Source organism: Seonamhaeicola maritimus, from assembly GCF_008056315.1.
In the GTDB taxonomy this organism is placed as follows: domain Bacteria; phylum Bacteroidota; class Bacteroidia; order Flavobacteriales; family Flavobacteriaceae; genus Seonamhaeicola; species Seonamhaeicola maritimus.
This window is the reverse complement of record NZ_VRKQ01000012.1, coordinates 14,627-28,119: the sequence shown is the minus strand read 5'-3', so window position 1 is coordinate 28,119 and position 13,493 is coordinate 14,627. Positions and strand designations below refer to the sequence as shown.

General features: G+C 34.1%; 9 protein-coding genes. All 9 read left to right on the top strand.

Going from position 1 to position 13,493, the window contains the following annotated elements:
- The first annotated feature begins 11 nt into the window (after positions 1-11).
- The 9 genes from FUA22_RS13375 to FUA22_RS13335 are packed head-to-tail and all read left to right on the top strand — an operon-like array spanning position 12 to position 13,346.
- Complete coding sequence (locus tag FUA22_RS13375; protein ID WP_147769105.1) at positions 12-2,378, top strand: glycoside hydrolase family 3 N-terminal domain-containing protein; 2,367 nt, start codon at positions 12-14, stop codon at positions 2,376-2,378.
- A 1-nt stretch (position 2,379) separates the two neighbouring features.
- The gene (locus tag FUA22_RS13370; RefSeq protein ID WP_147769104.1) at positions 2,380-4,011 is read left to right on the top strand and encodes a sulfatase family protein; all 1,632 of its coding nucleotides are present in this window, start codon (positions 2,380-2,382) and stop codon (positions 4,009-4,011) included.
- An 8-nt stretch (positions 4,012-4,019) separates the two neighbouring features.
- A complete protein-coding gene (locus FUA22_RS13365; RefSeq protein WP_170309920.1) occupies positions 4,020-5,597 on the top strand; it encodes a sulfatase in 1,578 nt (525 codons plus the stop codon).
- Positions 5,598-7,031 (top strand): sulfatase, encoded by a 1,434-nt coding sequence (locus tag FUA22_RS13360; RefSeq protein ID WP_147769102.1) that lies wholly within the window; start codon positions 5,598-5,600, stop codon positions 7,029-7,031.
- A gap of 50 nt (positions 7,032-7,081) precedes the next feature.
- Complete coding sequence (locus tag FUA22_RS13355) at positions 7,082-8,149, top strand: endo-1,4-beta-xylanase (RefSeq protein WP_147769101.1); 1,068 nt, start codon at positions 7,082-7,084, stop codon at positions 8,147-8,149.
- Between the two features lie 10 nt (positions 8,150-8,159).
- Positions 8,160-9,563 carry a sulfatase gene (locus FUA22_RS13350; protein WP_170309919.1) on the top strand — a complete coding sequence of 468 codons (1,404 nt, stop codon included), beginning with the start codon at positions 8,160-8,162 and terminating at the stop codon, positions 9,561-9,563.
- Positions 9,564-9,573: 10 nt separating this feature from the next.
- A complete protein-coding gene (locus tag FUA22_RS13345; protein ID WP_147769099.1) occupies positions 9,574-10,416 on the top strand; it encodes an alpha/beta hydrolase in 843 nt (280 codons plus the stop codon).
- A gap of 3 nt (positions 10,417-10,419) precedes the next feature.
- Positions 10,420-12,078, top strand: coding sequence for a sulfatase family protein (locus FUA22_RS13340; RefSeq protein ID WP_147769098.1), 1,659 nt, complete (start codon positions 10,420-10,422; stop codon positions 12,076-12,078).
- The gene (locus tag FUA22_RS13335) at positions 12,078-13,346 is read left to right on the top strand and encodes a metallophosphoesterase family protein (RefSeq protein ID WP_147769097.1); all 1,269 of its coding nucleotides are present in this window, start codon (positions 12,078-12,080) and stop codon (positions 13,344-13,346) included. The genes FUA22_RS13340 and FUA22_RS13335 overlap by 1 nt, the downstream gene beginning before the upstream one ends.
- Positions 13,347-13,493 lie beyond the last annotated feature (147 nt).

The following is a 13,493-nucleotide window of genomic DNA, read 5'->3' as shown; positions in this document are numbered from 1 at the left end:
GAGTGAATAACATGAGGTGTATTTTATATTCATTACTAATTCTTACAATAGTTCTTTCATGTAAGGAAAATAAAGAGGTGGTTACAGAAACAGATGTCGCGGTATATTTAAATGCTTCAGCTTCTGTAAATGATAGGGTAGATGATTTAATGACACGAATGACATTAGAAGAAAAGGTCTATCAAATGTGTCAGTATGTTGGTTTAGAACATATGAAACATGCAGAGAACAATATAACAGCCGCCGATTTAGAGAAGAACGACGCATTAGGTTTCTATCCAGGAATGTTAAGTAAAGATGTGGCTAAATTAGCTGCCGAAGGAAAGATAGGTTCATTTCTACATGTGGTAACACCAGAAGAAGCTAATGCATTACAGGAATTGGCTCAAAAATCTCGTTTAAAAATCCCATTATTAATTGGAATAGATGCTATTCATGGAAATGGATTGGTTAGTGGATCGACTATTTATCCTTCACCTATAAGTCAAGCGGCAACATTTGCGGATGATTTAATAGAAGAAAGCAGTAGGCAAACGGCTTTAGAAATGAGAGCCAATGGTATGCATTGGTCCTTCACTCCAAACATTGATGTGCTAAGGGACCCTCGCTGGGGTCGGACCGGTGAGACCTTTGGAGAAGATCCTTATTTAGTTGGTAATATGGGCGTAGCTACAATTAAAGGAATGCAGTCTGATGATTTTTTAGGCGAAGACCATGTTATAGCATGTGCAAAACATTTAATTGCGGGTAGCCAGTCAGTAAATGGTTTAAATGCATCCCCAACTGATGTGTCTAAACGTACCTTATTTGAGGTGTTTCTTCCTCCTTATAGAAGAGCAGTTCAGGAAGCTGATTTATATTCAATCATGGCAGCTCATAATGAAGTGGCAGGTATGCCTGGGCATATGGATAAATTTATGATGAATGATTTAATGAGAGATCGTTGGGGATTTGATGGGTTTTATGTGAGTGATTGGAACGATATATCTAGAATAGCTCTATGGCATCATGTGGCAGAAGACTTTAAACAATCAATTGAATTTTCGGTAAATGCAGGAATGGATATGAATATGCATGGTCCAGTTTTCGATACCCATTTAATAGAATTGGTTAACGAAGGAAAAGTAGATGTGTCACGCGTGAATTATGCATGTAGTAAAATACTAGAAGCTAAATTCAAATTGGGTCTATTTGAAAATCCATTTGTTGATTTAGAAAAAGCTAAAGCCGTTAATTTTTCAGAGGCTCATAAAAAAAATGCTTTAGAGCAAGCAAGAAGGTCAATAGTTTTGCAAAAGAACAAGAATAACTATTTACCATTATCTGCAAAAGGTAACGAAAAAACCATCTTCATAACAGGTCCAAATGCCAATAACCAAACAACTCTTGGTGATTGGGTGTCACCGCAACCAGAGGAAAACATTGTTACTATGGTTGAAGGCATCAAATCTATTGGTGAAACCAATGGATACAGAATAAATTACTACGATTCTGGTGATCGATCTAAAGAAATCACTGAAGAGAATATCAACAAAGCAGCATACCTTGCTAGTCATTCAGATATTGTTGTTTTGGTTTTAGGTGAAAATTCTTTTCGTCATGACTGGAAACGCAAGACTACAGGAGAAAATATAGATAGAGCTACCTTGAAATTATCTGGTAATCAAATGAAGTTGGCTGATAAGATGTTCGCTATAGGAAAGCCAGTAATTGTAGTTTATGTTAGCGGAAGCCCAATTGCGGAACCTTGGTTAGAGCAACGTGCGTCGGCAGTTTTAAACACTTGGGAAAGTGGTGCATTTGCGGGTCAAGCAACTGCCGAAATTTTATTTGGTCAAGTAAATCCTTCTGGTAAATTACCTTTAACATTACCAAGAAGCGTAGGGCAACTACAAATGATTTATAATCATAAACCTACCGCTTTCATTCATAAGTACAATACCGAAAAGAAAGTACCATTACATCCATTTGGTTTTGGTTTGAGTTATTCAAAATTTCAGTTGAGTGAACCAAAAGTTTCTAAAACAATTTTTTCCGGATTGGAAGATGAAATTAGTGTAACTATAGAAGTGAGTAATGAAAGTAATGTAGATGGTGAAGAGGTCGTTCAACTCTACATTAGAGACAATATAAGTTCTTATACTAGACCCGTAAAAGAATTAAAAGGATATAAACGTGTGCTCGTAAAAGCCGGAGAAACCCAAACGGTTACAATTTCCATTGATGCAGAAAGTTTAGCTATGTATGATGCAGACTTCAACTTTGTAGTTGAGCCAGGGGATTTCACCATTATGACTGGAAATTCTTCAGCAGATAGGGCACTTAAAAAGACTACTATTTCGGTTAACGAAAAACTAGTTTTAGATAAAAACAATTAATATGTTTAAAATACTAAAATACAGTTTTGCCTTGGCATTACTTGCCTTATCTTGTAAGGAAGCGAATAAAAAACAAGCTTTAAATACTACAAATACTGTTGCAAATCAAAGACCTAATATCATCTATATTATGGCTGATGATTTAACTACACAGGCCATTAGTGCTTATGGAGGTATTTATAAAGATATTGCACCTACACCAAATATTGATAAGATTGCCAAAGAGGGGATGCTATTTCAGGATGTATTATGTACCAATGCTATTTGTGGTCCTTCACGAGCTGCCATATTAACAGGTAATTATAGTAATAGAAATGGTTATTATAAAAATGAAAGTGGCGGTAAATTTGATGATTCCCAATGGACGTTTCCACAAGAGTTTCAAAAAAATGGATATCAAACCAGTTTATTTGGAAAATGGCACTTAGGAACAGAACCTAAAGGATTTGATGTGTTTAAATACCATAATTCTGCTGGACAACAAGGTCATTATTGGAATCCAACCTTCAATGAAAATGGTAAAGATGTAAAAGAAGAAGGATACGCCACTAACTTAAGTACTGATTTTGCAATAAACTGGTTAGAGGCAGAGCGTGATAAAGAGAACCCCTTCTTAATGGTGTTACAATATAAAGCACCTCACAGGCCATGGCAGCCCGATACTAAATACGAAAAACTATGGGAGGACATTGAAATGCCTTATCCATCTACCTTTAATGATGACTATAAAGGTCGTGAATTGACTGCAGGAGATACAGAAATGACCATGGAATATTTCTCTCGTAGAGATATGAAATATGAAGAGCCTGCAAATTTAAAAGGCAAAGAAAAAATCCAATGGGCTTTTTATGGAGCCAAAAGAGGTGAAATTGTGCAGCCAGAAGGAATGACAGCAGAAGAAGGACGCAAATGGCGATATCAAACATATATTAAAGATTATTTGGCTTGCGTAAAGTCTGTTGACGATAACGTTGGTAGGGTGTTAGATTATCTAGATGAGAACGGATTAACAGATAATACCATTATTGTTTTAACATCAGATCAAGGGTTTTATCTTGGTGATCATGGCTTTTTTGACAAGCGTTTTATTTACGAAGAATCCCTTAGAATGCCATTTATGGTAAAATATCCAAAATTGGTAAAAGCGGGAACCGTAAATGAAGATATTATTACCAATATTGATTTTGCACCTACTTTTTTAGATTTAGCTAATATATCCACTAAGCAGAAAATGCATGGAAAGAGTTTTAAATCTATTTTGGATGGTCAAGCGCCTTCAGATTGGCAAAAAGGTATGTATTATCATTATTATGAATTTCCATATTGGCATCATGTACAACCGCATTACGGAATAAGAACTCAAAAATACACTTTGGCTCATTTCTATTACAACATTGATGTTTGGGAATTGTATGATTTAGAGAAAGATCCCGAGCAGTTGAAGAATGTTATTGAAGACCTAGAATATTCAAATATTGTAGCAGGTCTTAAAGAGGAATTAAAAGATTTAATGCGCAAGTATGAAAATGATAAGTCATTAGCTGATTTTAGAAATATAACAGATAAGGACTTTGGCTCGATTGTAGATGTTAAGGATGATGAGACATCTGTTAAAGATGTAATAACAAATTAATGATAAGTATGAAAAAAATATTGCTTTTGATTGTTAGTTTATTCACCTTATGTGGGTGTAATGCACAAAAATCAACTAAAGAAATAGAGAACAATAAAGTTGGAGTTTCAGTAAAACAAAAAAATATTTTATTCATTGCTGTTGATGATTTAAAACCATTACTCTCCAATTATGGTGAAACACAAATGCATACCCCAAATTTTGACCGTTTAGCAGAAATGGGAATGACATTTACAAATGCACATGTGCAATTTGCAGTTTGTGGACCTTCTAGAGCAAGTGTTATGACAGGTACAAAACCAGACAGAACTAAGGTTTGGGACTTGCATACTAATTTCAGAGAGTCTGCTCCAGACTTAATCTCTATGCCAGAGTATCTAATAACTCAAGGATATGAAACAACTGGTGTAGGCAAAATATATCATAAAGGGTCTTCTTCTCCTGGGCATGATGGGAAAAGTTGGAGTCAACCACATCAATTGCCTAAGAATTTTGATGGAATATACGGCGAACCGATTTTTGCGCATTATCAAAACCCAAAAACAAAAAAGCAAATGTTGACCTTAAAAGAAGAAGCCTTGTCCAAAGGAAAGAAAAAGTATGGGGCTCAAAGTAAGTATGTATTTAGTAAAATTAAACCAAGTACAGAATGTGTTGACCTTCCAGATGAAGCTTACCAAGATGGGTTGTATACTCATACTGCTTTGAATCAATTGTCTGAATTAGAAAGTTCAGATAAACCTTGGTTTCTAGCGGTAGGTTACCAAAAACCACATTTACCATTTGTAGCTCCTAAAAAGTATTGGGATTTATATGATAGAGATAAAATTGAGTTAGCTGAATTTCAGGAATTAGCAAAAGGTACACCTCAATATGCCTACCATTCTTTTGGGGAAATAAGGTCTTATAGTGATATAGATAGCAATTTAGGTGTTGGAGATAGATTTCCAGAATCTAAACAACGTGAATTGATACATGGATACATGGCTTGTATTTCCTATATCGATGCTCAAATAGGCAAGCTTTTGGATGATTTAAAAGAAAGAAATATTCTTGATGAAACGGTTATTGTGCTGTGGGGAGATCATGGCTGGCATTTGGGTGATCATACAGAATGGTGTAAACATTCAAATTTTGAACAAGCAACACGTATCCCTTTTATGTTTGCTGGTCCTGGTGTTACCAAGAATCAAAAAAGTAATCACCCCGTAAATTTGGTCGACTTGTTTCCAACAGTATTTGAATTAGCAGGTGTAGAGCAATCCAATCAAACAGATGGTAAATCGTTGGTGCCACTTCTAGATAACAATGATGCCACAACCGTTAATATAGATTATGCTTATCATCAATACCGAAGACAAAAGAAAATGGGTTACGCTATTCGTACAGAAAGATATCGATATACTGAATGGCATGATAATGATTACAGGAGTTTTAGAACCTACAATGATGATAATATAGCTGGATATGAATTATATGATTACCAAAGTGATCCTTTGGAGACTGTTAATTTAATAAATGAACCAGGTTATGCTTCTGTTGTTAAACAATTAAAAGCAAAGTTAAAATCACATCTTACAAAATAAATGAAAGTTAAATGTTTTTTAGTCATTTTTTGTTTGTCATTAATGTCATTAATGTCATTTGGGCAAACTAAACCAAATATTCTCATAATTCATGTAGATGATTTAGGGTATTATGATTTAGGTTTTAATGGCTCAGTCTTACATAATACTCTGGCTATTGATAAGCTAGCGAGTGAGTCCGTTGCCTTTAAGAATGCATATGCCAATTATCCAAGATGTACACCATCTAGATATGGCATGATGACCGCAACATATCCTGTAAATGAAAACAAAGGCTACTTAGGAGGTATACCAGATTCTAAAAATTTTATTAAACAATTTAATAAGGAAGGGTATGATACATCCTATATTGGAAAATGGCATTTAGGAGAAGGAGATAGTTCACCAAAGTCTTTTGGGTTTAAGCATTCGTATGCAGCAGGAAGAGCAGGAGGGATTGGGTCTAGGTTCTATCCTTTTAATTTTAATAAGAGAAATGGGAAGCGACATAAAGAACAGGTTGAAGATCTTGAAAAAGACGGAGAAGAGGGCGATTATGCATCTGATATGTTAACCGATGCAATTATAAGTTTTATAAAAAACAATCCTAAGGACCAACCCTTTTTAGCTGTATTAGCCTATTATTCCGTGCATACGCCCATTGAAGCAAAACCAGAAGATGAGGAAAGAAATAAAAAGCAATTAGAGACCATATCTTTCAATGAAGGGCCAGAATATATTAAAGAAGGAGCTGGAAGACGAAAAATGCGTCAAGACCACCCAGGTTATGCCGGAATGGTTGAAAACATTGACGAAAACATTGACAGACTATTAAAAACTTTAGAAGATTTAGAAATCGATGAAAATACCATAGTCGTTTTATCTTCAGATCATGGTGCGTTATCAAATGACGGTCATAAAGGATACAGAGAACTTGCCTCTACCAACTTGCCTTTAAGGGCAGGTAAAGGTTGGATGTATGAAGGTGGAATAAGAGTGCCTCTTTTTGTTAAATGGGCTAAAGAATTAAAACCACGTATAGATTCAAAGTCCATAGTCATGGGAATGGATGTCTTTCCTACCTTGTTAGAACTAACTACAGGTAAACAGCTTAATGGTTTGGATGGAAAAAGTTATGCGAATGTTTTAAAAGGAAAAGAAACATGGCAAGACAGAATTGTTTATTGGCATAAAAGAAAGGCGAGACCTCATAGTACAGGCGATTATAATTCTTCTGCTATACGTTCAGGAGATTTTAAGCTTGTGCATTTTTATGAGAATGATAAGATTGAACTCTATAACCTAAAAGAAGATGTAGGTGAGACAAAAGACCTTTCAGAAGTCAATTTCAATAAAACAAAGGAGCTACTAGATCAGTTAAATAAGTGGAAGTCGGAATATTTAATTCCAGAAAAGATGAATCTATTTCCTCCAAAGAGGAAAGGAAAGAAGTGAAGATTAATAATATATTATAAGGCTACAATAGCCTAAAGAAGAATTAATTTATGAGAATCTTAAAAGTGATAGCCTTCGTTGTAATAACCTCATGTAGTTCAAGTAAAGATATTACAAACAAGCCAATAATTAAAGATGGTGAATTATTGGTTGGAGCCACATTAAACTATCACGAATTAGACACTAAAAAAGAAGAACTTTATTTAAAGGATTTTAAATATTTAACCCCAGCAAATGCTGCTAAACAAAGTGCAATTCATCCTAAACCCAATGTTTGGAATTGGGATAAAATAAATGATTTCATTGATTTTGCAAATAAAAACAATTTAGTAGTTAGATTGCACGGACCAATTAGCCCGCAAGCTTCAAGATGGGCAAAGGCAGACCAGAGAACACCTAAGGAATTAGAAACTAATATGACGGAGTTTGCCACAGCGTTTGCAAAAAGGTTTAACAATGAGCCTTCAGTAAAATGGATGGATGTTGTTAACGAAACCATATTATATAATGGAGATTGGTTTGGTCCAAAATCAGGGACTGATAAATGGGAGAATCCGTGGTTGCAAATTGGACTTGATGAAAACGGATACCCTTTATATATTTTAAAAGCATTTGAGATTGCAACAAAATATGCTACAAACTTAAAGCTAGTTTATAATCAAAATGCTGGAATGGATGATGTCTTATGGGATAAACTTAAAAAAACCATATTGTACTTGAGGTCTAAAGGTTATCGTGTAGATGGAATTGGTTGGCAAGGGCATTTACTATTAGGAGCTAAACGAAAGGATTTTGTTGATAATATTGATGAGTCTATGGAAAAATTATCAGCATTAATAGATTGGGCCCACCAAAATAATCTGGAATTTCATGTAACAGAGTTGGATTATTTGGTTAAAGATGGTAGTAAGTTGGAATCGGAAAGACAAATACAAAAGGAAGTATATCAAAAAATAGTTCACGTTCTTAAATCTAAGGTAAATAATGGTGTTGTCACACTCAACCTATGGGATTTAGGAGTAAGGTTTAAAAAAGGGACTGGAGAGTTTCAATCTATTTATGATAAAGATTTAAATGCAACACCGGCACATGAAGTTATAAGTAATGCACTTAAATAGCTTGTTTGTTATGAAACGTCTTCTTTTTTTAATTATTATTTCTTTAGTTTTAGGTTGTAAGTCTTTAATATCTTCAAAGCCAAGTATTAAAAAGCCAAATATTCTTATTATCCATGTGGATGATTTGGGGTATCATGATTTAAGTAGTAATGGCTCTAAAATATACCAAACCCCTAATATAGATAAGTTGGCTGGAGAGTCAGTGTCATTTACCAATGCTTATGCTAATTACCCGCGTTGCGTACCCTCAAGGTTTGCTATGATGACCGGTAATTACCCTGTTCAAAATGGTGATGTACCGGACGATGGTTTTGAAATGAAGAATATTCCTTACGAAAAGAATTTTATAAAGCAATTGAAGGCAGAGGGCTATCAAACCGCATATTTTGGAAAATGGCATTTAGGTAGTGAAGAAAGCTTAAGTGAATTTGGTTATGATTATAGTTTTGGTGCAGGCCATTCAGGTTCGCCCATTAGTTTTATTCATCCGTTTAATAAACAAAAATGGGGAAATGGAAAATCGAAGAAAGTTCCAATTCCTGATGTTGATGAGGTAAGTAAAGAAGGTGATTATCTTATGGATGTTATGACGGATAATGTGATTAAATACATTAAAAACACTGACAAGGATAAGCCTTTTATGGCTATGTTTTCTTTTTACGCGGTACACCAACCTCTAGAAGCCAAAGAAGAAGATATAAGAAGAAATAAAGAGGAAATTAAAAATTTTGATTTTGGTGACCAGCCCGAGTTTATTATTGAAGGCACAGGGCGTACAAAAATGCGTCAAAACCATCCAAAATATGCTGCTATGGTTGAGACTATGGATGATAATGTGGGGAGGTTATTGCAGCTTTTAAAGCAGTTGGAAATTGATGATAATACATTGGTTATTTTTTCGTCAGATCATGGTGGGTTATCAAATGATGGAACTAAAAAGCGAGATTTGGCTACTTCAAATTTCCCGCTAAGAGCAGGTAAGGGATGGTTATATGATGGCGGTATAAAGGTGCCTTTATTTGTTAGGTGGAATAATCATTTTAAACCTAAAAGAGAGAATCAATCAATAGTTATGCTTATGGATGTGTTTCCTACATTGCTGGATATCGCAAGTGACACATCTTTAAAAGTTGATGGGAAAAGTTTTCTCCCCATTTTATATAACAAGGAAACTTGGGATGATAGAACAGTTTATTGGCATTCATCAAAGGCAAGACCTGTTAATACAGGAGATACTAAATCATCGGCGATAAGAATGGGCCATTATAAATTAATACATTGGTATGAAACCAATAAAGTGGAACTATACAATATAATCGAAGATCCTTACGAGAAAATTAATATAGCTACCATGCAAAAACAGTTGACTAATACTTTATTGAAAAAATTAAAAACTTGGAAATCTGATTTTTAAAACCATCATCATGAAGATTATATTAACATTAGGTTTATTACTTGGAAGTTATACTCTGTTGGGGCAAACTGGTATTCCAAAAATAGAAGCTGAAACGATTCAGTATAAAACAATAGATACCATTAATTTAAAATTACATGTTTATCGGCCTGAGAATTTCGATAAGAATAAAATCTATAATTGTATTATTTTCTTTCATGGAGGTGGTTGGAATGGAGGAAGTCATAAAGCGTTTAGGAGGCAATCGGCGTATTTTGCTTCAAGAGGAATGATTGCCATTTCCGCAGATTATAGATTATTTAATACTCATGGAACATCTCCGTTTGATGCGGTTGAAGATGCAAAATCTGCAATTAGGTATGTTAGGAAATACGCTAAAGAATTGTGTGTTAATCCAAATATGATAGCTTCTGGAGGCGGTTCAGCAGGAGGACACTTAGCAGCCGTGTGTGGAAATATTATTGGGTTAGAGCCTAGTGGCGAAGACCTTTCAATAAGTTCTAAACCAAATGTACTTGTTTTGTTTAATCCGGTATATGACAATAGTAAGGATGGTTTTGGCTATCGTAGAATGGAAGGTAGACATTTAGAAATTTCGCCCTTACACAATATATCAAAAGGAGCGCCGCCAACAATTGTGTTTTTTGGGACAAAAGATAAAACAACACCGGTAGTTTCATCTAAAACCTATGAAAAAAAGATGAATGAAGTTGAAAGCAGATGCGATTTGTTTTTATATGAAGGTGCTGAACATAGCTTTTTTAATAGAAATCCATACTTTACGGAAACGCTTCGAGAAGCGGATAGATTCTTAGTTTCTCTTGGGTATATATCGGGAAAACCAACTATTTAAACTATGAAACAACTTATACTAATTTTTGTGCTTATTCAGTTTTTTTCTTGTAATTCACAAAGAGGAAAAGTAGAAAATACTCGAAAACCAAATATAGTTTGGATTGTTACCGAAGATATAAGCCCTACACTTTCTTTTTATGGAGATATTACTGCCCAAACACCAAACTTGGATGAATTATCAAAGGAAAGTATGATTTATGATAACGCTTTTGCACCTGTTGGAGTTTGTGCTCCTACAAGATCTTCAATAATTACAGGTATGTATCCTACTAGCATTGGTACAATGCATATGCGTACGGGACTGGATGTTATGTCTTGGGGTAAACGTAGTTATAAGAACGTTGGAAGATTGGATAGTCAAGGAGATTCTATAACCCAATATTCTGCTGTTATTCCAAGTGAAGTAAAATGTTTTACAGAATATTTGAGAGCAAATGGATATTTCTGTACGAATAATCAAAAAACCGATTATCAATTTGCAGCCCCAATCACAGCTTGGGATCAAAATAGCAATAAAGCACATTGGAGAAACAGACCGGAAAACTCACCATTCTTTTCTGTGTTTAATATCAATACAACTCATGAAAGTCAACTTTGGAAAAAAGAGGATTTACCTTTAACCGTTTCTCCAAATGATGTTAAAGTACCACCCTATTTGCCAGATAATAATGAGACCAGGGAAACCATCGCCCGTCATTATAGTAATGTAGAGCTAATGGATGTCCAGGTTGGCTCTTTTATTAAGCAACTAAAAGATGATGGTCTTTATGATAATACTATAATTTTCTTTTACAGTGATCATGGAGGACCTTTGCCTAGGCAGAAAAGAGAAATATATGATTCGGGTTTAAAAGTTCCTTTTATGATTAAAGGGATTAATAGTGAAGGCGGAAGAACAAATCGTATGATTTCATTTGTTGATTTGGCTCCGACTATGTTAAGTTTGGTAGGAATTGAACCTCCAAAATATTTGGAAGGAAAAGCCTTTTTAGGAAAGTTCAATGACACCGAAAGAGAATACATATTTGGTTCATCTGATAGGTTTGATGAATTTACAGATAGAATTAGAGCAGTTAGAAATAGGCAGTATCTATACTTAAGGAATGATTTTCCAAATCTTTTAAAATATAAGGATGTAGGTTACAGAAAAAGTGTTCCCATGATGACCAAGTTTTTGCAATTAAAAGAAGAAGGTAAACTGAGTGAAACACAACAAATCTGGTTTAACACTAAAACATATGAAGAGCTATATGACTGTAACTTAGATCCACATAACATTAATAATTTGGCTGATGACCCTAATTACGAATCTGTATTAGACGAAATGAGATCTACATTGAAGAAACATTTAAAGGAAAGAAGAGATTTAGGCCTTCAGCCCGAGTCTTGTTTAGTCAATTCTATGTGGCCAAATTTCGAACAACCAATTACAGCAAATGCCAATATTGAAATGAGGAATGGCATGGTTTTACTTTCGTCGTCTACCAAAGGGGCATCTATAGCTTATTTTGTTTCAGACAATCCAAATGAAAATTTAGATTACAATAGTGGTTGGCTTCTTTATACAGAGCCGATTCCAGCAAAGTCCGGTAAATATATCTATACTATAGCAGAACGTATTGGGTTTAAGGAAAGCAAAATAGAAAGGTATAAAATATAATGAAAAAGTATCTCATATTATTAATAGTAGTAGTTAGTTTTTTCAATTGTAAATCAGTAAAAGCTGGACACAATGATGAAACTCAAATAGTTTCTTTTGGAAAAAAACCAATTTTATTACGTCAACCTTATTTACAAATGGTTAGACCTACAACTACTACCATTACTTGGAAAACAGATGCTAAGGCAGAAAGTTGTCAAGTAGTTTATTATGAGAAAAACAAAACGGAAAAAACGAGTATTAAAGGTGATTTGGTTAGTCATGAAGGCAATAAGTTCAACGAAGTACTAATGAAAAATCTAAAACCCAACACTACTTATATGTATTCGATATACTCAAATGGGCATCTTTTAGCAACAGGTAAAGATTATTATTTTATAACAGCACCAGCCAATAAAAAAATGGCATTTAGTTTTTATGCTTTAGGCGATATTGGTGCCAAAGAAGAATGGAGTTTTGCCAAAGAGCCAGCAACAAGAATAATAGAATTAAAAAATAGACCAGATTTTGGATTAGGACTAGGCGATATTGTATATCCAAAAGGCGAAAGTAAAAATTACGATAATCATTTATTTAAGCCTTTTCAAGAAGTTTTTAAAAACATTCCTTTTTATCCAGTAGTAGGAAATCATGATTGGTTATCAGATCCAGAAAAGAATTTTGAAAAAGAATGGTCATTACCGGGGAATGAACATTATTATAGTTTTACCTATGCCAACACACTATTTATAGGGTTAGACTCTTATGATGGTGGGTTTTATAAGTTAGATGAACAAATTGCATGGATACAACAAACCTTAAAGCGGTATAAGGATAAATATGATTGGATTATTGTCTATTTACATCATAATGGTAAAACGTGCACTTACAAGCCGAATTATGAGCATGTTCAAGCGTTGTATGAAACTTTTGTAGACAATAGTGTAGATTTGGTTTTGAATGGACATGCACATACATATGAACGCTTAAAACCCTACGATGAATTAGGCAATGTAGATGGTAGTTTAACCAACCAAAACAATTATGGAGATTTAAAAAACAGGTTTATTTCGGTAACCATAGGAGCTGGAGGAAAAATTAATAAGAAATGGCAAGCAGATCCTTTAAATAAAGAAAATTGTAACGATGGAAGCATAGTTGCTCATGCAGAACATGTACCAAGTTTTGGGCTAATTAATATCGATGGACTAATGTTATCATTTCAAGGAATTAATTCCTACACAGGGGAGACATTTGATTCTTTTTCTATTAAAAAAAACAAAGAATAGATTTAATGTAAATTACTGGTTATAGTGAATGCTCTTTATATTAGAACAAATTACAGTTGAAATAGGAAAATATTTTATATACCATGACTGATAGATTAGAGTTTAGTTCAAGTAAAATTATTTCCTAATAATTTTAAATTCAGAATA